The 22899-nt window shown below is 37.0% G+C and carries 26 protein-coding genes and 1 pseudogene; 10 read left to right on the top strand and 17 right to left on the bottom strand.

The genetic code is table 11. The features are described 5' to 3' along the window. Positions 1-113: 113 nt before the first annotated feature. Both M3636_RS13610 and M3636_RS13605 read right to left on the bottom strand, forming a co-directional pair. Positions 114-695, bottom strand: coding sequence for a DUF1802 family protein (locus tag M3636_RS13610; protein WP_128101141.1), 582 nt, complete (start codon positions 693-695; stop codon positions 114-116). Positions 696-836: 141 nt separating this feature from the next. Beyond that, positions 837-1298, bottom strand: coding sequence for a Dps family protein (locus M3636_RS13605; RefSeq protein ID WP_056698356.1), 462 nt, complete (start codon positions 1296-1298; stop codon positions 837-839). 296 nt (positions 1299-1594) lie between these two features. Here M3636_RS13605 and mtnK point away from each other — a divergent pair, with 296 nt between their 5' ends. Both mtnK and mtnA read left to right on the top strand, forming a co-directional pair. After that, on the top strand, positions 1595-2812 hold the full coding sequence (mtnK, locus tag M3636_RS13600; protein ID WP_251382883.1) for an S-methyl-5-thioribose kinase: 1218 nt from the start codon (positions 1595-1597) through the stop codon (positions 2810-2812). Positions 2813-2837: 25 nt separating this feature from the next. Continuing rightward, positions 2838-3911, top strand: a complete 1074-nt coding sequence (gene mtnA / locus M3636_RS13595) for an S-methyl-5-thioribose-1-phosphate isomerase (protein ID WP_251382882.1) — start codon at positions 2838-2840, stop codon at positions 3909-3911. 193 nt (positions 3912-4104) lie between these two features. On the opposite strand, the gene M3636_RS13590 is transcribed toward mtnA, so the two are convergent. Further along, positions 4105-4407: a YunC family protein gene (locus M3636_RS13590; protein WP_251382881.1), complete on the bottom strand. Its 303-nt coding sequence runs from the start codon at positions 4405-4407 to the stop codon at positions 4105-4107. A gap of 583 nt (positions 4408-4990) precedes the next feature. Between M3636_RS13590 and M3636_RS13585 the strand changes: the two genes are divergently transcribed. Further along, positions 4991-5599, top strand: a complete 609-nt coding sequence (locus tag M3636_RS13585) for a hypothetical protein (RefSeq protein ID WP_251382880.1) — start codon at positions 4991-4993, stop codon at positions 5597-5599. A 1391-nt stretch (positions 5600-6990) separates the two neighbouring features. Beyond that, on the top strand, positions 6991-7209 hold the full coding sequence (locus tag M3636_RS13580; protein ID WP_251382879.1) for a hypothetical protein: 219 nt from the start codon (positions 6991-6993) through the stop codon (positions 7207-7209). 101 nt (positions 7210-7310) lie between these two features. Here the strand turns inward: M3636_RS13580 and M3636_RS13575 are convergent, their stop codons facing one another. From M3636_RS13575 to M3636_RS13525, 11 genes are all read right to left on the bottom strand, one after another. After that, positions 7311-8213 (bottom strand): hypothetical protein, encoded by a 903-nt coding sequence (locus M3636_RS13575; protein WP_251382878.1) that lies wholly within the window; start codon positions 8211-8213, stop codon positions 7311-7313. 48 nt (positions 8214-8261) lie between these two features. Then, positions 8262-8903 carry a hypothetical protein gene (locus M3636_RS13570; protein ID WP_251382877.1) on the bottom strand — a complete coding sequence of 214 codons (642 nt, stop codon included), beginning with the start codon at positions 8901-8903 and terminating at the stop codon, positions 8262-8264. 40 nt (positions 8904-8943) lie between these two features. After that, positions 8944-9426 carry an excalibur calcium-binding domain-containing protein gene (locus M3636_RS13565; protein ID WP_251382876.1) on the bottom strand — a complete coding sequence of 161 codons (483 nt, stop codon included), beginning with the start codon at positions 9424-9426 and terminating at the stop codon, positions 8944-8946. Between the two features lie 117 nt (positions 9427-9543). Continuing rightward, positions 9544-10122, bottom strand: a complete 579-nt coding sequence (locus M3636_RS13560; protein WP_251382875.1) for a hypothetical protein — start codon at positions 10120-10122, stop codon at positions 9544-9546. A 256-nt stretch (positions 10123-10378) separates the two neighbouring features. Next, positions 10379-10645, bottom strand: a complete 267-nt coding sequence (locus M3636_RS13555; protein ID WP_251382874.1) for a hypothetical protein — start codon at positions 10643-10645, stop codon at positions 10379-10381. 79 nt (positions 10646-10724) lie between these two features. Further along, positions 10725-11219: a hypothetical protein gene (locus M3636_RS13550; protein WP_251382873.1), complete on the bottom strand. Its 495-nt coding sequence runs from the start codon at positions 11217-11219 to the stop codon at positions 10725-10727. 53 nt (positions 11220-11272) lie between these two features. Beyond that, positions 11273-11641 (bottom strand): hypothetical protein, encoded by a 369-nt coding sequence (locus M3636_RS13545; protein WP_251382872.1) that lies wholly within the window; start codon positions 11639-11641, stop codon positions 11273-11275. A gap of 50 nt (positions 11642-11691) precedes the next feature. After that, positions 11692-12078, bottom strand: coding sequence for a hypothetical protein (locus tag M3636_RS13540; protein ID WP_251382871.1), 387 nt, complete (start codon positions 12076-12078; stop codon positions 11692-11694). Positions 12079-12354: 276 nt separating this feature from the next. Further along, entirely contained in the window at positions 12355-13422 is a 1068-nt protein-coding gene (locus M3636_RS13535) for a hypothetical protein (RefSeq protein ID WP_251382870.1), read from the bottom strand. Between the two features lie 431 nt (positions 13423-13853). Next, positions 13854-14198 carry a hypothetical protein gene (locus M3636_RS13530; RefSeq protein WP_251382869.1) on the bottom strand — a complete coding sequence of 115 codons (345 nt, stop codon included), beginning with the start codon at positions 14196-14198 and terminating at the stop codon, positions 13854-13856. Positions 14199-14377: 179 nt separating this feature from the next. Beyond that, positions 14378-14797 carry a hypothetical protein gene (locus tag M3636_RS13525; RefSeq protein ID WP_251382868.1) on the bottom strand — a complete coding sequence of 140 codons (420 nt, stop codon included), beginning with the start codon at positions 14795-14797 and terminating at the stop codon, positions 14378-14380. A 174-nt stretch (positions 14798-14971) separates the two neighbouring features. Here M3636_RS13525 and M3636_RS13520 point away from each other — a divergent pair, with 174 nt between their 5' ends. Next, positions 14972-15187, top strand: coding sequence for a helix-turn-helix domain-containing protein (locus M3636_RS13520; RefSeq protein WP_251382867.1), 216 nt, complete (start codon positions 14972-14974; stop codon positions 15185-15187). A 375-nt stretch (positions 15188-15562) separates the two neighbouring features. Continuing rightward, positions 15563-17293 (top strand): hypothetical protein, encoded by a 1731-nt coding sequence (locus M3636_RS13515; RefSeq protein ID WP_251382866.1) that lies wholly within the window; start codon positions 15563-15565, stop codon positions 17291-17293. A 900-nt stretch (positions 17294-18193) separates the two neighbouring features. Here the strand turns inward: M3636_RS13515 and M3636_RS29765 are convergent. Continuing rightward, positions 18194-18334: pseudogene (locus tag M3636_RS29765) on the bottom strand (YunC family protein); the annotation flags it as partial. 43 nt (positions 18335-18377) lie between these two features. On the opposite strand from M3636_RS29765, the gene M3636_RS13505 reads away from it, so the two are divergent. Then, positions 18378-18659, top strand: a complete 282-nt coding sequence (locus M3636_RS13505) for a hypothetical protein (protein WP_251382864.1) — start codon at positions 18378-18380, stop codon at positions 18657-18659. A 280-nt stretch (positions 18660-18939) separates the two neighbouring features. On the opposite strand, the gene M3636_RS13500 is transcribed toward M3636_RS13505, so the two are convergent. Further along, positions 18940-19659 (bottom strand): hypothetical protein, encoded by a 720-nt coding sequence (locus tag M3636_RS13500; protein ID WP_251382863.1) that lies wholly within the window; start codon positions 19657-19659, stop codon positions 18940-18942. Between the two features lie 290 nt (positions 19660-19949). On the opposite strand from M3636_RS13500, the gene M3636_RS13495 reads away from it, so the two are divergent. Next, a complete protein-coding gene (locus M3636_RS13495; protein ID WP_251382862.1) occupies positions 19950-20507 on the top strand; it encodes a hypothetical protein in 558 nt (185 codons plus the stop codon). Between the two features lie 158 nt (positions 20508-20665). Here M3636_RS13495 and M3636_RS13490 read toward each other — a convergent pair whose 3' ends face one another. Then, positions 20666-21052: a DUF423 domain-containing protein gene (locus tag M3636_RS13490; protein WP_239292188.1), complete on the bottom strand. Its 387-nt coding sequence runs from the start codon at positions 21050-21052 to the stop codon at positions 20666-20668. A 290-nt stretch (positions 21053-21342) separates the two neighbouring features. On the opposite strand from M3636_RS13490, the gene M3636_RS13485 reads away from it, so the two are divergent. Together M3636_RS13485 and M3636_RS13480 are read left to right on the top strand one after the other, a co-directional pair. After that, on the top strand, positions 21343-21768 hold the full coding sequence (locus tag M3636_RS13485; RefSeq protein ID WP_145409600.1) for a hypothetical protein: 426 nt from the start codon (positions 21343-21345) through the stop codon (positions 21766-21768). Positions 21769-21879: 111 nt separating this feature from the next. Continuing rightward, positions 21880-22728 carry a DegV family protein gene (locus M3636_RS13480; RefSeq protein ID WP_251382861.1) on the top strand — a complete coding sequence of 283 codons (849 nt, stop codon included), beginning with the start codon at positions 21880-21882 and terminating at the stop codon, positions 22726-22728. The last annotated feature ends 171 nt before the right edge of the window (positions 22729-22899 follow it).

Genomic DNA, 22899 nt, shown 5'->3' with positions numbered 1-22899 from the left:
ATCTTGACAGTATATAAACAGTGACAAAAATCACTGTAACTCATCTTTTGTCATAGCATGTCCTCCTACAAAAAAAAGGACTTATCCATATGATGGACAAGCCCTTCTTGTCTTTATTCTTCATTTTTGAGCAATTCATTAACCTTCCGTACCTGTTCGTCAAAATCCGCAACGTCCATCACCGGCGTCATTTCGCTCGGCAAAGAACCATTCGGAATGGAAATCCATGAACGACAACCATTGTATTCTGACAAAATTGGAATTTCCATCGGTTCATTCAAACGGTACACACGCAGCAATAATACATGGAGCGGATCTTTTCGTTTCCACTTGAGGCGGTCTTCGGCAAAATCCGCAGTCCACATATGTAAATCTAGAAGTTTATCCAGCGTCTCCTGATCTCTAATCTCCACATCTTGCACCACTTCGGCATAAGAGGTGATGCGGATTGTCGAGGCTTCGGGCACCCATTCGGCCAATGATTCCTCAACATATGGATGATCAGAGGACTTGATCAGTTCTTTACGCTGATGTTCATAAGTCGGATACAGAACAAACGCTGGACTTTTCAGCTCAAAATGTCTAGTTTCCTCCACGATCCCGCCTTTACGCATCACCATAATTTGGCGACCGTCTTCTAAAGCCTTGATCGTGGAAGCCCACTCTTTTAATGCCGGTATATTGTTACCTATCATATGCTCCCCTCCCCGAATCGGTCTTGTCAGCAGTATAGACGTTAATGCGCCTACCTGACAACTCTCCATAACGTAGGAAAGGCGACGATTCGTGTACTAGTACATACTCAGGTACTACAGTAATGGTTAATAAACGATGTTTTAGCCCAAGAAGGAGCGAAGCATCCACATATGTTTCTCCAGATCTGCTTTGAATCCTGTCAGCATATCTGATGTAGGTTGGTCTTCAGCAGCATCTGCCGCTTCAATACCTTCTTGATATTCGTTAGACAGCGTTGCAAAATCCTCGATCAGGTTCTGCACCATCTGTTTCGCATCTTCCCCGCCCGCTGCTTCTTGAATAGAAGAGAGCTCCAGATATTCTTTCATTGTAGCTGCTGGGCTGCCTTTGAGTGTAAGAATACGCTCAGCAATTTCATCCATTTGTACAGTCACTTCATTATAGAACTCTTCAAATTTAACGTGCAATGTGAAGAAATTAGGGCCTTTTACATACCAGTGATAGTTATGAATTTTGACGTAAAGGACGTTCAAGTTTGCCACTTGACGATTAAGTAATTGTTCAACTGTTTTTGTTTGATTTGTTTTGTTAGTTGTAGCCATTTGAATCCCATCCTTTATTTAAAGTTAGTCCGTTATACGAGAAAGCAGAGTCATTCTGCCCCTGTATAACAGAGATTTAGCTAATCGGCACCGCTGCTTGCGGGAAGCCTTGTCGGGCGTTTTACTTCAACCGTCCGGCCTATTTGTTTTTACCCTCGTCCCTGAAGTGTGAAACAAGATTGACATCGCCGGTATCAAAAAAAGGGTACAAAAGCCGAGCTAATTCCGATATACTGACATATACCAAGCAAAGAAGTGGGTTTTCCTGTTTCTTCATATATATGGAGGTGGCATTCTTGTCCCAATATCACCCTTTAACACCCCAGGAAGCAATCGAATTGGCGCGAACATTACCTGATCCGTTTACGGCAGATTCGAATCTAGAATGTCGTGAGATCGGTGACGGCAATCTGAATTTGGTTTTCCATATCACAGATCAGAACTCCGATAAAAGTATCATTATCAAACAGGCGCTTCCTTATGCGAAAGTCGTAGGAGAATCATGGCCATTGTCTCTTGTACGGGCTCGCATTGAGCGTGAAATTCTTCAGGAAGAGTATCGTCTCTGCCCGGGAATGGTGCCTGAGGTGTATCATTACGATGACGATCTTGCATTAACGGTAATGGAGGATTTGAGTGATCATGTGATTATGCGCAAAGGTCTTATAGAGGGTACAAGCTATCCGCTTTTCGCACAACACATCGGTGAATTTATGGCAAGAACGCTCTTCTTTACTTCAGACCTCGGCATGAACCAACAACTGAAGAAAGAAAAACAAGGTCGATTTATCAATCCAGATCAGTGTAAAATAACCGAGGATTTGATATTCGATGAGCCCTATCGGATCGCTGAGAAAAATAATTATGAACCTTCTATTGAGGACGAGGCTGAGGCGCTTCGTACGGATGGAGAACTGCACTTAGAAGTCGCTTTATTGCGCGAGAAATTTCTAACTCATGGTGAAGCGCTCCTTCATGGCGACCTGCACACAGGCAGTATTTTTGTAACACCGGAATCCACTAAAGTCATTGATCCTGAGTTTGCCTATTACGGGCCGATGGGCTTCGATATTGGTGCAGTGATTGCGAACCTGTTGCTTAATTATGCTTCCCTTCCAGGATCGATCAAAGATAGCCAAGCACTTCAAGAGCGTGAAGCTCTGTTGCTAGACATGGTTCGGGACGTGTGGACTGAATTTGAGAGCCGTTTCCGTGCACTGTGGGTGAATGATCTAATCGACCCTATGGCAAAAGCTCCGGGATATCAAGATCACTATGTACAAAAGGTTTTCCGGGATACGGCTGGCTTCGCTGGTGCGAAAATGGTACGCCGTATTGTGGGTCTTGCACACGTAGCGGATATCGATACCATTGAAGATGCAATAGAACGTGAACGTGCACAGCGCAAAGCACTCGCCATCGGTAAAGCTCTAATTAAGAGCAATCGTCGCTTGAACACCATCGGAGAACTGTTAGACACCGTGTCTACAGCTGTCTCTGCACTTAAATCATAAATTTAGTAAAAACGGAGGCACACCCATGACAACTTCTGAACACCAGCCTTTGTCCTCCCTTATATGGAAACAGGACAAGCTTGAAATGCTTGACCAGCGTCTTCTACCCGAGACCATTCTGATGCTCAAATTGTACACACCTGAGGAAGTATGGGAAGCGATTCATTCCATGAAAGTACGTGGAGCTCCTGCGATCGGAATTGCTGCTGCATTTGGCGTCGTTCTAGGCGCTAAAGCTTATGATGGATTAGCAACACCAGGCTGGCTGGATCATGTAAAATCCATCTGTGCTCACTTGGCAACATCTCGTCCAACGGCAGTGAATCTGTTCTGGGCGTTGGATCGTATGATGCAAAAGGCCAATGAGCTTGCAGAAGCTGGCACATCGATTGAGGATGGTAATGCAGCTCTTGAAGCTGAAGCTCTTCTCATTCAAAAAGAAGACGAAGAAGTATGCCGTATGATCGGCGAAAATGCACTCCCACTGTTCGAAGATGGTATGGGTGTGCTGACGCACTGTAATGCCGGTGGACTCGCGACAGCCAAATACGGCACAGCAACTGCGCCAATGTATCTTGCTCAAGAACGCGGTATCAACCTTAAAGTATTTGCGGACGAAACTCGTCCTGTACTTCAAGGTGCACGCCTGACTGCATTTGAATTGCAACAGGCTGGCATTGACGTTACACTGCTCTGTGATAACATGGCCGGAATGGTCATGTCGAAGGGATGGATTCAAGCCGTTATCGTCGGCACAGATCGTGTGGCTGCGAATGGTGATGTAGCAAACAAAATCGGAACGTACAGCGTTGCAGTGCTTGCCAAAGCACATAACATTCCTTTTTATGTAGCTAGCCCACTATCCACCATTGACCTGTCTACACCATCTGGCGATCTTATTCCAATTGAAGAGCGTGCAGCAGAGGAAGTTACAGAAGGTTTTGGCAAACGTACCGCACCGCAGGGTGTTAAAGTATTTAACCCAGCCTTCGATGTCACTCCGAACGAATACGTCACAGCCATCATTACGGAAAAAGGTGTCGTGCGTGCGCCTTTCAAAGAGAATCTGGCTGCATTGTTTGCAAAAGATGAAGCTTAATTTTTATTTTTGAATTAAGTTAATGAAATAAACGATTCGTTCAAAAAAGAAATGTGGCTCCCTGAAGGGAGCCTTTTTTTGGTGTAAACATTGAAGTTAGTTTGATATTGGATTGATGTTGGGTTGAAGTAATACTGAAATTGGGATGGTAATCATATTAGATTGGATTGGATGCGATCGTTCATTTCGATGCTTAGATCATTTTCAATAATGCATCTACACCTGTCATGCCAACTTTAATTCCCATAGCTTGGGCTTCCGTTGTCACCGATTCCATCGGAGCATGCAGCAATTGTTCCAGTGTACGCACACCTACTGCCCGAGCTGCAATAATTTTGCGATCTCCCAGCACCTCATTAAGTAATCCCACATCGAGTGCTCCACACATGATATACCCCTTGGATGTATTAATCGTAAGCAGCGTTGTTTTGGGCAGCTTAACCTCTACTCCCACCAACACATGTTCTCCAACCACAATCGGCTCCATCGTCACCATAATCTTCCGATCCACCTCCTCTTCCGCAGGTCAAGATAATTGTATGCCTCGCCCTGAAGAGTCGTGTGGACACCTGCCGTGTGTCGAGAAATGTGGGTTAATAAACCATTCAATGGTCAGTTCGATTATTTATTTGAAATAAGATTCTGTTCAAGTCTATCCATTGATATTTATTTAAATCCTGTTACTCTTAAACTCTGTATTATACTTAACATTTACTTCGAGTCGTAATACTAAAACCTCAATTTCGACCACTTGTTAATTGTTATTTATTTGAATCTGACCTTGTAGTTAGTTAAGTTGTAGCATTTAGAAGAGATTCTGTATTTATCTTATATAAAAAAATTAAAAAACTCCCTGGTATAATCACCTACCATATTCCGTTTGAGTCCTTTTAATCTTAACCGTAGAACATTCTTAACAATCATAGCTAGTCATATCTAAAACACTATCTTAATCCAGTCTTACATTTAGATCATCATTCATCCTCCCCATCAGATATCAATTAATTATGTTCGTTTATTTAATACAATCTTAATATCTGCCGATATAAAACATTGATAATTAAGAAAGCGGTGATCGTATGATTGAAGTTTTAAAAGAAAACTGGTTACAATTTTTAATTCCTACTTTTTCTCCCCTGGTCATTATTTCAGGTATACTTTTGTTATTGGCAAACAAACATGAAAGAATTTTGTTCACTCCGAGAAGAGCTCTTTATCGTCAACTAATTAAAGTCATAATTTTATCTATAATAGTAACTATAATAGGATATTTTCTTATAAACATGACTGCATTAGTATTAAATAAAGAAGATATTATAGCTAGCTATTTCGATCTATTCCTCCTCTTTATAGTTTACCTTATATTAATGCCGATAAATATTAGATTAGCTGAGAAAAACGATATAACGTATCATTGGATTTATCTCGAGAAATATCAATATGTTCCATTGCTGATTCATAAAATTACATTCAACAATAAATTACTGCTTAAATCTTTGACATTTTCTCACAATAAATTTGATCAAGGCTTTATTATCATTGAAGAAACTACAATCCTAAACAATGAAAAAATTTACTTTATTGGACCAAAGAAAAAAAATCCATTCTACGTGAATCGTCCAAAAAAAGAGGATTTTGTTGCAGCGATTGAACAAAACAAGCCATCATTTGGAGACGAAGTCCATTGAGTCCTTTAATTTTTTATTAGACTGATTTTTTAACCTTAAACTAAAAACAACTCTATCAAACTCAATTTACTTATCTGTTAACAACTTACTCTTTTTCTTATACTTATACTTAATAAATTAAGTTAACTTATCTAATTCAATGTTCAATACCGTGCATGGACATCTGCTGATTGAAAAATACTCATAAATAGTACTTTATGAGCACAATCAAATAATTATGAACTGTACCAATTATTAGACACAACTATCAATTGAGGTGTAATTTATGTTGAACAAATTAAGTGTATATGAATAAATCCTTGTTATGCTTTAATCAAAAGGGATTTATGTAGAGAAAGAGCAATTAATGTTGTAATCCTCTTTATTATAACATCGATCTTAAAAACTATAGCGTCTATAAAATCAGACTTTGGTCAGAATTATAGTGATATTCGACGTGAGTCCTTTTTGTTAGAATATTTTCATTCAAAATAAAAACAGGTGGTGTAGCAGGTTGAAAATTTCAAGACATTTTTATCAGTGCTTTTAGTCTAGTCCTTCTTTCACCAGCATTACTCTATTTCTCAGATCATGTGGATGCAAGAACGTATGTAAAAGGATACTAGCGTAAAGATGGGACTTATGTGAGTGAATATTGGTGCGGGGGTGGGTCTTCAAGTTCTAGTTCAAGCTAGACTTATTATCCTAGCACAGGAACTACTCCTTGAAATGTAACAGACACTAGTTCGAGTCGCACATCAGTATCAAATCTATATCGCGGCAATACATATGAGACACAAGTTTCAACAATTAATTTTTTATTTAAGGGTACTAGCGCAATGACGGAACGTATGTGAGACCGCAAAGTATACTTTTAACCATATCTATTCAATCAGTAAAACGTACCAATACGGTCTCGAACATATTTAACAATCATATTGATCGTGTTTGTAATCTTAAACGATACCACAACTGCCCAAATATCCTTTCATATCAACATTTTCACTTCTTTAGCTATTAGATTTTTCTTAGATCATAAGTGTAATCGTAGATACTCCGAAACGCCTTAAAATGCTAGTATTATCAACGATTTTTCTATATTGGAAAAATTTATAAATCAACGATTGGTTTTCAAAAAAAGCTAGACAGGACAAGCGATTTTAGCATTTTTTTATAATTTCAATCGCAACGTAACAGGATTATCTATAATGATGACTTATTTAAGCAATATCTCATAATTATATTGATTGTGACCAATGTCGATAATTACCATAATGGAAGACTAGACCATAGTAAATTTTGAATCCAAACCAAAAGTACTCTTACAATACAAAATTATTATAGAAAATTAGCATAATTTCTACCTATATTGAATATATTAAAATAACAAACAATACTCAGGAGATTAATATATGGAAAAGCCAGTAACTATAGTTTCCTATCCCGGAGAGCAAGTTATTTTCGATGGTGATTTATATGATTATATTGAATATTCTGACGGATCAAAGCACTTGTCTACTGAGAAGAATAGCCGAGGATTCAAGATTACTATCAAAGTGTCTGGTGATCCAGAGGATCATAAAAGAGGTAATGAAGCTTTGAAAAATTTCTTCGTAAAAGGAAGTTTATAGTACATATCTCAAGGGAGAATTCCCATCAAAGTTTACCCCAATAATATAAGAGCCAAAACAAAGGCATCCAGGAATTAATAACCTGAGTGCCTTTTTCAAATCTATATTTTATATAAATATTGATTAAAGGTTGCGATAGCATCTTCAATCATATACTTTTTCTCAACATTACTACTGAGCTTAAGACCTTTTCCTGCAGCCGCATAAAAGTGATGGAGTAAGATTACTTGACGATTGCCCCAGTAATAAAATGAATAACCTCTTTCTTTCTTTAAATCCTTTATAAGTTTTAGAGTTCCCAACTTTTCATTCTTTTCTATCATATCAAGAAAAGTATTACAAGAATCACTCCCATTGCAAACAATCCAGCCATCATCAGTAAGGGAGTCATGGATGGTTTCTAAAAGTGATATTAAGTACTCTCTGAATTGAGGAATTGTAACAAACAACTTTTCTATCTTTGAAGTAGAGGACTTAAATTTATGTGAATGAAAAGGGATGAATTCTGCTGCACAAAAGTTTTCAAGTGCCTTAATGACTTTTTTGCTCGTTTCTTCTTTGCTGGGTAATTTGAAGTCTAGCCAGCTTATGTACTCTTTTTGAATTAATGAAGTAACAAGGGGTGTTATTTCTCTGTAGTACTTTCCAATTGGTAATGCCACATGTTTAAAGACTCCATCAGAGTTATAGTAAGATGAATATTCCTCCCACGTATCTCCGGCGCATTCCTTTTCAATAATTGTTTTGTTTGATTCTTTTGTATCTAAATGAGGATTTAAACCAAATACCACGATTTTTATTTCACCGCCTCCTGAAGCAAGTGGTACAGGAGCGATAATCTTACCTTTATACTCACTCACGAAAGCGACATCGTTTTTAAGATTTAATACCGCGTTAAATCTATTAGTAATATTTATAAAATCTTTCCCTTGCTTCTCAATGTGTCCTCTTAGGTTATCTTCCTCAGTAAAACATGAAATTAGTCTTAGGAATTGGTCTTTCAAATGAATACCTCCTAATAAAATTTTAATTAAACTGGCATTTCAACAAGTCTATACCCCGTACTTTTCTTCTAGGTATCTATCATATGCCTGCTCAGCAAGATCTTCCTCAATTAAACTACGATGCATCTCAGCAATTTCATCAGAATAATCATCGACAGTAATTTCATACCTAGCTTCCTCCAATATTAAAGAGAGATCATCGATATAAGTAATAAAGAAGTCATAGCTCAAGTCATAAACTATCCTCATTTTAACGAGCAATTCTCGCATCTCTTCATCCGAGAGATTGATTTCATAGTGCATAAATTGATTTCTTATTTTGTTGATATAATTAATACCGACCTCAAAATCACTTGATATTTCATACCCACATAGATATTTCGCTCTTCTAATAGCTTCACTCAAAGCAATCGTTCTGAGAAGTGGATTAACATCCAAAACATTGTCCTTGCCCTTCTCTAACATATTCTTTTTAGCAGTCATGTATTTGTCAAGATCAGTAAAAATCAAATATTCTTCATAATTTTTCAGAAGCAACTTGAAGAGTATTTCAATTCCATGATTTAGTGACATAACCGCATCCTTTAAGTTATGAGCAAGTCCATCTTCAAGAATAGGTAATTTCTCCATAATTAAATAGGCTGCCTTTAAGGAGTCAGCTCCATTTTCAGCCAAATCCATTCTAATCATGATTTCAAATCCCTCCATCTGAAACACATCTTTCACTAAATCACTCACAAGCTATCCCATCATTGTCCCTGTCTAACCCTTTTCTATAACCCGACTGACCTTCATATATAGGTGTTACTCCAGCTTTTCTAGCCTCAGAGCAGTTACTATAATAGACATTGTCACTTTGGACGGGGCTTTCTTCATCTTTTAGAACTACAATATTATTAGGTAGGAACAACAATGCAATAACAGCTACCAATACTGGACACAACCCAAGATATGATACCCACTCGGAGGGATAGTCTCTATGTGACCTTTCACCAATTTTGAAGTCGAGCACCAAGTACATCAAGTAAGATATTATAGCAATCACACAGATACTACCTATAAAGTATTTTTCGTTGACAATACACAAAACAGAAAAATATAACAAGCCCACTGTTAAATATATTGGGAACGTAATATGCGCCCACTTTGCACCATATGTGTTCATCGAACTAATAAATATTACAAAGAGGCCAACTAAAAATATAAACACCATACAGAGAACCCCTTTAAACGATGTCATATTCGATTTTCGCTAACTTCATTTCTTATTATGATCCAACGTCTAATCCTTATAAGTCACGATGTAAAATAGCCATTTAATTTTCATCTTTTATTTGAATAAACTTCCCGTGAGAAAACCTAATCCCAATTGAGAAACAGCCCCTGTGATCCAGCTATGCTTTTCCATTAACTCAGAAAATTTAGAGAGGGAACCTTTTTTCACTTTTTCAGAATCTTCAAAAAACTCTTTGATTTCTTCAATCATATCTCTCAACGCTTCTTTATCATCTCCACCACGATCTTCAATAAGCTGGTCAACTTTTTCGAAATTGAAAACATTCTCAACATGTGCGTCTCCCTGTGTTCCAATAGTAGACCCATACACGGTGCCTATATTAAACTGCATCGATGACTGCCTCTCTGGATCAATAGCAGTTTCCTTTTTCACTTCCATCTGGTAGTGAGCAGGTATATCTGAATGACCACCGAAATACCCAGTATTTAAAATTATATACCTCTCAATTAACCCGTTAGGCAACTCTCTACTAACTGTATCACCTTCTTCAGCAGGTATTTTTGAAGCTTCAATGAATATTTTTTTAGTTTGAACACTTGCAGGAATATCGTTGAAAATACGTCCGTCCCTTTTTATTAGTGATACGTTATCTGTTAGCAAATCTTCAAACATAACTAATCCTCCTATAGTAAAATTAATCAAACTCACTTATCTTTTTAAATCTTATTGGCGCTTTTTTAATCCGAGTTTTCAATCTCTTTCTCAAGTAATACGTTGTTGCTGTTATGGATAGATATGTAACCATGTTTTTCTAATGTTCTGACTACACTTTCAAGAAGAGGGTTTGTCTTTTTTACTACTGCTAAGATTAGTGTGGCATCTTCGTAGGTGCTCTTGACCAATCCTTCTATTTGCTCCATTAGTGCAGTTAACATTCCTCTTTGCGATATTCTTTTCTAAAGCAGAACGAAATTTCCGCAACTTCTCCTTGATCGTCATATAGTATTTCGTCTACTCCGCAGTCTATCCACAAAACATCAATAACCTCATCATTACTTTTAAGTTGCCACCAATCGAGACCCAGTCGATCATTTTCTATAGCATCAATTTTATTAAAGATACCGTCTTCTACATCTTCCAAAATACTTTTTATGTCTCCAGACCAAGTAGGATTATCTACTTTCACTATATCCATATCGCTCGTCCTCCGTAAAATGAGAATTGGTTAAGTTTGTTGTTTAACTTATTATAAAAGATTCGCTTCACCTAAATTATCATTTATTAACTGACTCGTCCCTTTCTTCAGGGAGTGAGTAGAAAGTCCCCAAAACCTTTTTTAGGTTTTCTTCATCTATTTTTCGCCGGCTCTTACCTGCTTCTGACTTAGATCTTTCCCAATCATGCTTCAAAAGTATAGAGATGCAATCTCTAAAATTATCAAGTGTCTTTCTTGAGTTGTCCCCATCTTGAATTTGTTTCAACAATTCAATAATTTTGAGGTCAAGTTTATTACCCTTAACATTTAAAGGGTTTAAACTTAAAATGAATTGGGATATTAGTTGGACTTTTTCTTTTTCATTTTTGTAGTTTCCAGAGTATATCACTGAAGAACTTTCTTTTATAAACTGTCTCCATTTTCCGCGCTCTTCGGTTACATATTTGAGAGACTGATTCTTATCATTGTTCGATTTGCTAAATAATGCAGTTATTAATGCGGAGACAGCAGCGGACGAAGCTACAGCAGTTAATATAGTTTCTAGTACATTCATGAATGCTCCTCATCTTTCTGTTGAGATAAAACTACTCTTATATAAACAAAGAATTATTTCAAAATATCTCTTATAAACCCCTTTCCTTTAAAGAATCTTTTAATTTTCCTGTTTAGATGTGCTACATACTCATCACTAGTAACATATTTGGTTCGACCATTTCTTAAATGTAAAAAGAACTTACCTATAGAGCTATCAATAACTTTACATCTAGTGAAGTTGTTTGTTACTAAGTCCCTTTTATATAACTCATAATCATCTACATCGAAAATATATTCTTGTTCGTTCTTTTCAATAAAAATGTAATAATCATGTTCTCTGATCACACGAAAATATTTAATGCTCAGAACAGGTATAAGGTATCCATTTTTAAATTCATATATGTCATATTCTGGCGGTTTAATATCGTTTTCTGAAAACACTTTATCTCACTCCTTTTAGTGAAAGACTACTTTTACTGATTCGAATTCGTTTAGTTATATACCCAAAACTTTCTAGGAGATTTTACTGCACCATGCTCTTTAAATTCAATATCTATTTTTCCGCAAAACTCTTCAAAATACTTGAGTATCTGTTCGTTTTGCTCAGGCGTTTTACCTAAGATGGTGTTAATGATCTCATTGGTATAACGCCCATGTTTATCGTCATGATCCGTATGCTTTTCTGCTGAATTGTCAACATATCCAATAAATCTACTAGGGTAGAAATTTCTGTTTCCATTGTCATCCATGCAAACTATAAAGCATATACCCTTCTTTATCCTTTTTCTATAATATTCAATATAATCCTTTGACCATCTGTAATCATCAAATGTCTGCATGTTACTTTTAATGTCTTCCCAAGAATTAACTAATTCCACTTTGATCAACCCCTATTCATATGTAAGGAACATTTAATGAAAGTATTATTTCACTCAGATAACTTCGCAAACTAAATTGATATATCCCTATTAACACACTCACTTTTCTACCACAATTATACAACAAGAAGTGTCTATCTACCTATGTTTTCTGAATATAACTGTGTTAAGTGGTAGTCAGTTTGACTACTACTTATTCTATCCTTGCATTTTCAAGCAGAGGTATTCATATTGTATACATGAGAAAGCACCCCGAAGGATGCTTAATTACTCAGTTCAAATAGCTAATACATCGATATCCACTATATATCTACAAATACTATGATCTTCACCACAACTATTACACTTGATGAACCAACCTGCTACAATCTTTTTCATTGTTTCGTCATCAATTTGAATACTTTGATTGCATTGTTCACAGGTTAAGGCCGCTACCCCACCACTTTCTTTGAGTACATTAAGGATTTCATGTGGGTAAATCTCTAACTCCGCAATACTTTCTAAGCTAGGCAGAGTCTTATTATATTTTGCGTATCGCACACTACGATTGAAGGATAAATCAAAATCATTCACTTTAGAAATTTTTGTGAAAATTGCCTCACAGATTTCGAGTGAATAAGTTATTAACTGCGGCATTACTAAGTAGTAATAATTCCAATAATCACTCCATATTTTATCGTCTGTGAAAATGAAATTAAGATTACCTTGGTTAGTTAAATAATTTGGAGAGGTAGTAATAAGGTGCATTGACTGATTCCAAATTCGCTGTAATCCTCTTACATCTTTATTATTGAATCTAAGAGTGTACAAAAAATTATTATTATTGAGTTGTTCACCCATATACGTTTTCTTTGAAGCAGAATCTACTATTTTTTGAATCCTTTTCTTATCAAATATCTTGTAATTTGCCACATCGCATTGCTCAATGGGGCCATACAAGAAAGCGTTGTAGAACTCTTCGCAATCATCTAAAAGCCACTCTAAGTAAAGTAAATTGTCACGTATTGGTTTCCTAAGCAAAGTATACGCAACAGTAACCTTTCCTCTTTTAGCACAACTTAGTGACTCATATAAATAATAACAAAAATCAGTTAATAGACTAAAAAAAACATGACTTTCGAATACTTTAACCGAGGTTTCATGAAATCCATTCTCATCCATCCATTTAAACATATCTTCCTCATTCTCAAAAGAATGTGCTGTTTCTTCATTGTCAAATTGTAATTTAAAACTAGTCAATTTATTTTGATCTGATTTTCTAATCATGTCAGCAATAACATCATAAAGGTATAACAGATAATCATGATTATCCCAATGTTTCTCTGGCAAAAAATCATATTCCATAATTAACCTCCACAATTTCCCGTTAGTTAACTCGCTTTATTTACAGAATATCTTTGAAATGCTTTTTTGAACAGGGTAAAAGTATTACTAGATACCATAACGAAAAAGGACAGAGCAACGTTGCACTATCCTTCAATCAACTATACATATCTTGTCTTCTCATTTCCTGATCTATTAAACGTTTCTGCTTCCTGATCAATGTTAACTCCTTGCGTATCTCCATCCTACATTCAATTGTAATGTCTAAGCATGATCCCTCTTTAACCAAGTCATGATACAAACCATCCAAGTAAGTTGTAATGGTTCTCGCCTTTCTCATCTTCTTCTGACACTTCACTTTCCCCACTGTGCGATACGGAATATCCATAATACTCAAACTCATGATCTCATCGAATAATGATCCGTCAGATATCATTTTATTTTCCTCTTTCCTACACCGATGGAGCCATGATTTCATCAAACATTTCCGAATACATCGTTTCAAGTACAAATGATTGCGGCTTAAACCTCCCTAATTTTCTCTTCTTAGCATCCATCACTTTCATCATCACTGTCCATTGCGGCTGTGTTTGTCTTGTGTGATCCATTAACGCCATTGTAAACATAGCGCATGGTGAGGGTGTCTTGAAGAATGTGTCAAGTGCTTCACGTTGCATCTGATACATATCAAGTGACCAGTAAGACTGCTCTTGCTCTGATAAGTTGTAATACTCTTCTTCATAACGCTTGTAACGATACTCTTTAATTAGGTTCTTGATAAATTGTATTGGTTTCATATGTTTATCCCCTTTTCTTCACAAACTGTGCTTACTTCAAAACTAAAGTACTACCTTATAAATGTGAATCAAATCGTCATTTCACTGAAATTCATATGTATAATCTTGTTGCAATTTATAAGAGATTTTTAAGTCACAACGTTAACCGTTCGAGTAAACTGTTACTGACAAAATTGAATCTATTTATACAACGCTGTCAACGCCCTATTAAGATGAATTGAGTAATCCGTTTGTTTTAGTTTGACCAACTCTTCTAAATCGATGTTCCATTGCTTAATACGCTCTTCATGAGCAGGAACAATGCTATGTTTGAAATATTGCCGTAATGCTTGAATTGGATTTAGGTAGTACATATTAAGAAACGATTCATCTGACATTGGATTAAGACGCAGCTGCTCTTTTCTCATTTCGTGCAGAAGATTGAATACTTGATGACCATTTGGATCAAACGGAACTCGCATCATGAATTCATAGCGCAGCTCTTCAGTAACCAAGATAGACTTAAAATTGTCGATGAGAACAATAGCCTTTTTGCTTACGTTGCAATCAACGATAACCTCTTCAATTGTCCAAGTTGGTCTGATATACTCGGTTGTCATGATAGATAGCTCCTTTTCTGGTGAGATGGATGGAATGATTGTCAGTGTCTTCTTTTTGTGTGTTTCCCTTGATCATCTTAAATATAAAATACTGAATATTGTATTATCAATTACATTTTCAATATTTATTGAATACTGTATAATATAAATCTAAACACAGTAGGAGGTAGTTACGTGAACACATATAAAGGCAAACTTAATAAAATTCGTGAAGAAAAAAGAATTACCCAATCAGAATTGGCTGTTGCTGCGGGAGTACCACAACCATACATTTCTAGATTCGATAAGTCCGAACAACATAACATCAAGAACCTATTTGCTGTAGCAAACGCATTAAACTTAAAGATCGATGAATTATTTGAACCAGTTGAAACACCTGAATCTAAGTAAGGTAAAGAATCCTAATAAGCTAATTGGCTGTATTCGCAGTTATTAAATTTTTAAAAGAATATTTGTGACAATTGATACGATTCCATGTCTATGCTTAGATGCTGATATTAAATATTTCAGTTCATAAAAGTTTGTTGGGCAAAGTAAAGAGCAGCTATTATTAGCTGTCTAAAGTATATCCTCTATTAGTTTATTGTTACCTTGAATCTACCTACAGTCTTCGATAAAACATCATAGTTTTTTCTCCTCACAGACTAAGGTTAGTGAGAGTATGCTTTCATGGTTAAAAGAAATAGACGAAACAGACCTATTCAGCAACAAGTAGTAACTCCAAATCATGGTATAATGTAACTATTAGTAGAGGGGGTTGGTCTCATGCACACTAACACAATGAAAGAGAGGCTTACGGTTTATAAAATCAGCACATTAGCTGTTAGTCCCAGTTCACATCTAATTCCTAATATACCAGTTGGTGATAAGGATGTTTCATTTGACGGACATATCGACGTTTTTTCTGATAATAGTGAAAAAAAAGTGAATTTTGTTGGAAAAGTACCAGTTCAAGTGAAGTCAACAGGTGTACAGCAGTTTAGTAACAGTAACATTACATATATCTTCGAGATGGCCGATATCGCTAACTTCTTTAAAACTGGTGGAGTCCTTCTTTTTGTAGGAGAGGTGAACGAAAATGGGGAGGTAAGATTATTCTATAAACCTCTTTTACCACTGGAGATCAGTGGCATTTTGAAGGATTTTAGTGGGCAAAAGTCTAGAACTATTCGATTGCGTCCTCTTGATGAGACCAAACTCTACGATCTATGTCTGAATTTTCTAAGAATGCAACAACAGCAGCCATTAGCAATAATACAACATAAGCCTTACACTGTTTCTGATTTTAATTCTTATGAGATAAGTTCACTTGGAATCATCAATCAGGAAGATTTGTTCAAAGAGCAATTTGCTTTATATGGGATAAAAAACAATGTACACATTCCTCTATCACTTGCCACATTAGAGGAAATTGCATTTGATCGAAATGTAAAATATGAAGTAGGAGACAAGGAGTATCAATTATTCACTAAAATACAGATTCAAGATTCCAACTTGACTTTAACACTGGAAGATACATTTGAAATAAATATTGATATAAATAAAGGGAAATTCACGTACGGACATTTGGAAGTTCGTACGATTTCAGCACAATTGAAACTACAACCATTTCTATTTGATCTATTCTCTGGTTTAGAGATTCAATTTTTAGGTCAATCTTTTGAATTACCTGTTTTTACTGAAGTAATTGAGGAATGGGAAAGACATCAAGATTTCTTAGATGATTTACAGTCTACATTTAGTTTTTTAAATATTAATCCCAATTTGAAGTTGAGATATGATGAAAATCTCTTGTGGCAACTTCATCATTTAGTTAACTTGGTTCTTCATAAAGACTATAGTCTCGTTAAAAACTTTAATTTCGGATTCTTCACTATTGATCTGGACAAATATAAGCTAGTGTTTTTAAAGATGAATGGAGAGTTACACAACGCCTTTAGCTCAATTGTAACTTCTTTGGATGTTGAGATACGGTGTACGAATGGAGAGCGATACAAACATAGTCCATTTGTTAAATTGGAAGAATCTGTTCTGGCTACGGCTATTAACCTAAATATAGAAGAAGTCCAAAACTCATTTGATCTGTTTGATCCTTTTGTTAATGAAACAGTTCACATTTATACCGATGATTTCTGTATTAAGTGTATTAATGCCTATTCGATTTCTGGAAAAGTTGAATTGTTAGAATTGGCAAACTATATCTATGATAAATCGAATGGCACAGACGTTGAAAAAATGGAATCCATGATTGTGAATAAATTGCAAATAAAAGCTTGGAAAGGAGAAGAATTGACCAAAGAAGAACGAAGACTATTGATGGGCATGAGAAGGGATGCGATTGTTAATGGCAAACATACCCTTTGCGCTTGTGTGAGTATTCTTCTTAAAGATAAGGATGAAGTTAGTATGTCTATTGATGCATTAACATCAGAAGAACAAACAATACTAAAAGAATGGCCTATTTATAAACTGCATCTAAAAGAATTGGGTGAGTAGACCATATCACATTTTTTAGAACCGGACTTAATTGTTCCGGTTCTTGTTTAATTTAGGTTCTTGCAAAGAGGAACTTTTCTAAGCCAAAGCAGTGGAGAGAACACCCAATTCAGTTAATTGCTCGGTGATTATTGAGTCGATGTTCTTGAACTCCAAGTAAAGGATACGTATTAGTGGGATGCTGTTAGCTTTGCAGTAATCGTCTTTTATTTTGTCCTTTTTCTGTTAGAGTTGAAAGCTTTTTCTCCACCGAAGTATTCGATTGGTTCATGATGCTGCTTACCATCATATTCGTTTAGACATTTTAGTTTATTTCTATCATTTTATACGGCAAAGTCGAATCGTAACGGAGCTCTGAATTTGCAATCTGGATGTGTATATTGAACTTCATATCAAATGTAAGTTCAAGAACCTCGAAACCTCAACTCCTCCAATTTAAGTTTACAATGTGGACACACTGTTTCCGTTTTGGAAGTAAGTTTGTATATTCACTAAACCATTCCATACGATCAAAAATCCATTCAACTCATCCCAAATGCCTTGAGAGCATCTAAATTCTGAATTGGATAAAGCAATATTCCAAGAACTACAGCACTGCCAAAAATTGCGGTAATCTTAGTTGTGTCAATTTTAGACCTTCATTTTGAGTTAATTAGTGACAATCAGAAAAAACATATGATTGTCGTCACAAAAAAAGATTTATTCACATTACAAATCCATACCAGTCAACAGCCTGCCCCATTTATCAAACGTCACAAAAAGCGTCACAAAATCGAGTCACAAATGATATTTTTTAGCGTTTCCCAAGTCCTTTCAAACACTTTTGAAAACTAATGAGAGCTTGTCCCATATGGGTCCATGACGTGTACCAGCACTTTGCGACTCTATTCCAAAATGAGATACGGTAGTTGCTCCACACATGATATACCCCTTGGATGTATTAATCGTAAGCAGCGTTGTTTTGGGTAGCTTCACTTCCACTTCCACTTCCACTCCCACCAACACATGTTCTCCAACCACAATCGGCTCCATCGTCACCATAATCTCCCGATCCACCTCCTCTTCCGCAGGTCAAGATAATTGTATGCCTCGCCCTGAAGAGTCGTGTGGACACTTGCCTGTATTGAGAAAATGGCTTAAAAAACAAGATAAAATAACAAATTACGCTATTGAGCACTATAAGGTTATAATTAACATTGAAGGACCGTTATTTAAGCACACCATCATGGAGAGCCAAAACTTCCAAAAAGACTTAAAAGCTTACATTGAGAGTGGTAAGAAAATAGATACTGTAAATCTTACTATTTATGTAACCAAGATTGAAGTTAACTTTTATTCATTTGGTTTTTCTTTTGAACGCTACTGAAGTGAGAGAAAATCCCGCTTTATTTCACCTATTCCTCCTCTTATCTAAAGCAATCCACGAATAATACAAGACACAGAATAGTGGAGGAAATATGGCTACGGTAATATATTTTCGATCTTGAGGGAGCGAAAATATAGTAACAACTCCTATAGGTACTATAATTGCAAGAAGAATGAGATACTTTCCCCAATGCTTCTTCATAATAATCCCCTCCTTATACAAGGAATAAGATCAATTTACTTTCAAATTAGCAAAAGCTTTTAATCTTTTTATCAATTAATCATGAGAAATTTCTATCAAAACAGTTCTCAGACTCACATTTAATTTTATACCATGGATAACCATATTCCGTGATGTGTGAATGGATCAATAGACGATTGCCGCAACGAATACAGTTCCGTTCAGTTAGATCCCCATTTTTATACACCTGAAGATATGCTTCCGCGAACTTTACCTCTTCAATGATCATTTCAAGTGCCGCCTCACTAATGTCAAAAGGATTCATGTCCCCTCTCGTAGCATAGATGGTCTTAGGGAAACCTCCAAATCCTCCAACCAGTTCATGATGATGGGTACTAATTCGTCCACCACCTCTTTCAAATAATGTTATGATCGGTTCATAGATGTCTGGGTACTGTAATGCAAAACTATTTTTGTCATCAAGCAGAGAGCACCATCGCAGATAATGCATACTTAATAGCTTTATAATCATAAGATCAATATCTTTAAAATTAGGAAAATCGACTACGAAGTTGTCCCATGCATCATCAGGAATTCGATAACCAATTAACCAATCCATTCCCACATAAATGCTAGTGGATTCTTTGGAGAGATGCTGCAAAAAAACGCCCACCCTACGGTAGTATTCAGCAATCAATGTGGCATCTGCAGCATACTCCCCTTTAGTTCTTACTTCTTCGTATCTTTTCTGCGAGATTCCAATATATAGGTTAGGGTCAATATTTCTAATTCTATTCGCCGCTAATTCGTAATAACTCATCTGTTCATCTCCATCAATTTCTAAATGTTCTTTCATAGTCTTCAAAACGTATCTTTCGAATTTGATTACTATACACATCTATAACTCTACTGAATCACCAGTCATTACAAACTTTATATACAAATAACATGGCTAAAAAGTAAAAATAATTGCCCCTTCAATCACCATGATTCTGACCGATTCTTCCATAGCATTTTCTCCGCCTTGACACTATGATTATTGCCACATTAATGATATAGTAGGTTAGACGTATTACGGTATTCACATATATTTTAACGGGGCTGGGATGAATGAAAGAAACCATATCCAACGAAGAAGAAATCGGCTATCTATTCAACGTCGATATTCTGATTAAGAACCGCTCAAATGCACTGGCACTGCAGTCCCTGTTGGAGCTCATGAACAAAGAGGAACAGATTGCGGACTTCCGGATTCAATCCGGTATAGAGCTTGGCAAGATTATTGAAGCGACAATTCAATCTAGAAAAGAATCCATTACGACTCTACACAATGGACGAAAAAAAGCTCAGGACAGTACGGTACAGAAAAGCGCTTCAACGAATGCTTCTTCTGCTCCAGTCAAAAAAGAGCAACCTAAAGATGTCACTCCTAAGAAGGAATCATCCGAGCCTTCTCAGAGCGGAAACTCGTTTGATGAATGGATCGACACACTGATCAAGGAAAATCGCCTGACACGCATTGTTGTAAACAACAAGAATGGTAAACATCAAAGTATCCCTTGCCGCATTTTAAATTTTGATCGGGATAATAACATAGTAAGCATTTACCATGTTGATGAGAAGCAGGTTTATTCATTCAGAACCAATGAAATTGATGAGTTTTTGTAAAAACAACAAAGTATAATCAAAAGCAGCCTGCATGGAAATCCCATAACATTTCCATGCAGGCTGCTTTTTTTTAAACATTGTGTAAGCGCATCAGTTAATGAAGTATTCCATATTAGCAGTGGTTTTTCAAGGGAAACGTGGGAGCATCCTTAAGTAGTTTAGGATCGTCCCTTACCTCGTTGCCACACGTCTAACGCGAACAGCAGCCAACCTGTAATAAAAGCTACACCACCAATTGGAGTAATGGCGCCTAATATTTTGATCCCGGTTGTACTGAGTACATATAAGCTACCAGAGAACACAATGATACCAATTAGCAGAAGACGTGCCGACCATTTAAGCTTCGTCGACTCCCCTAGTTGTCCTGCTGTAAGTCCAACTATCAGCAAAGCGACGGCGTGGATCATATGGTACTGTACACCCGTTTCATAGGTAGCAAGGGCTTTGGCATCAATATGCTCCTTCACAATATGTGCACCGAACGCACCAATCGCCACAGACAGCATCGTAAGTATCGCGCCCAGCATCATCCATTTACGTTGCATTTCCCTTTCTCTCCCCTTTAAGTTCATAGTTTGCACTATGTTTTATTGTACCCGAATCTCACTATCGTTTGCCAGTTAGCTGGCTAACTGAACGTACTCGCCTAATTGGGTTGTATATAACAATTCACTCGATAACACTAGCGAAAGTGCTGAGATATCTTGATTTTTATCGACTTTTATGGAAAAGTAAAAAGGTGTGCTTTTTGAAACCAACTCAAGAATCACTACGTTTAAATAAGGGTAATAACATGCATTAACTAATCAGCAGGATAGGAGGGAAATCATAAAATATGAATAATAACCATACGAATGAACCACATTCATACGATAACAACTCATTCACACCATACCCAGAAGAACCGAACACCATCCGATTGAAACAATCCGGTCCAGGGATTGCTAGCTTTATACTTGGACTAGTTGCTCTGTTTGCTTATATTTTAACGTTCTTCTTCGCTGCGATGGCGCTGAGCAGCTCACTTGGTTCGTTCACCCCTGCGAATGTTGAGGAAATCGCTTTTCATCCTGCGGTCGTGCTTGCTTCACTCTCCATCCTGGTTTGTCTCATCCTCAATTTGGCTGGGCTTATCGTTGGTGTCATTGGTCTTGTGCTCAAAAATCGGAAGAAAATCTTCGCCATCATCGGAACGATACTTAATGGTATTTTGATTTTGGCCTTTGCCGGATTGATTGTAGCGGGGATGTTCCTGACGTAATCGAATCACACAGACATTGCTTGTCTCATAAAGCAGCATCATACATGTTGCAAACATCAAACGAATGACATAAACTGTTTGTTCAAATTATCATATCCAAAGGAGATCAACATGTCACGAATCAAAATTTTCACAGACAGCACCAGCGATCTGACCCCATCGTGGATCCAAACGTATGACGTTGGAATTATTCCGCTCTATGTTGTATTTGGCGAGGAATCATTGAAAGACGGTGTTGAGATTAAACCTGAGCAGCTATATGAACGTGTAAGTAGGGATGGACGCCTCCCCAAAACGGCTGCGCCTTCTCCAGCAGACTTCATGACAGCCTTTCAGCCATACATAGACCAAGGGGACGATATTCTGTACATCAGCTTATCCTCCGAACTTTCATCTACATATCAAAATGCACTGCTCGCCAGCTCCGAATTCCCGGAAGGCCGAATTTCTGTTGTGGATTCCTTGAATCTCTCGTCCGGAATCGGACTGCTTGTTATGAAAGCAATTCATGCAGCGCAGAATGGTCAAACGCTACAGGAGATCACTCATCTGATCGAGGCTCTCAAGCCCAATGTACGAACTGAATTTGTCATTGATACCCTGGAGTATTTACATAAGGGCGGTCGATGCTCTGGCATGCAAAATCTGATTGGCAGTCTGCTGAAGATTCGTCCAGTGATTCGCGTAACGGATGGAAAAATGGCTCCTGCTTACAAAGTTCGTGGTAAACGTGAAAAGGCTCTGGAACAAATGCTACAGAAAACGCTAAGCAATAAGGAGCAGATCGATAAGGATCTGATTATCGTTGTGCATACGATGGCAGAGGAAGATGCGCTTGACTTGCAAAAATCACTTCAGGAACAGACCAGTGCCCGCGTTGAGCTAGCTACCGCAGGATGTGTGATCTGTAGTCATTGTGGTCCCAAAACGATTGGTATTATTTATAATACTGCATTGTAACATCCGAAGGTTACATCTCAGATGAAATGAACGCTGCTACTATATCGCTTTTATATTTACAGATTAAAGGGCATCCTTAGCTATAACTAAGGATGCCCTTTGGCATTTAAACGATATACTATTTTGCTGAACGCTATGTTAAGGTACAACTCACAACCGCAAAGTGCTCCA

It is taken from the genome of Paenibacillus sp. MER 99-2 (assembly GCF_023714095.1).
Taxonomy (GTDB): domain Bacteria; phylum Bacillota; class Bacilli; order Paenibacillales; family Paenibacillaceae; genus Paenibacillus.
The sequence above is the reverse complement of the archived record's forward strand: the minus strand, read 5'-3'. Positions and strand labels throughout refer to the sequence as shown.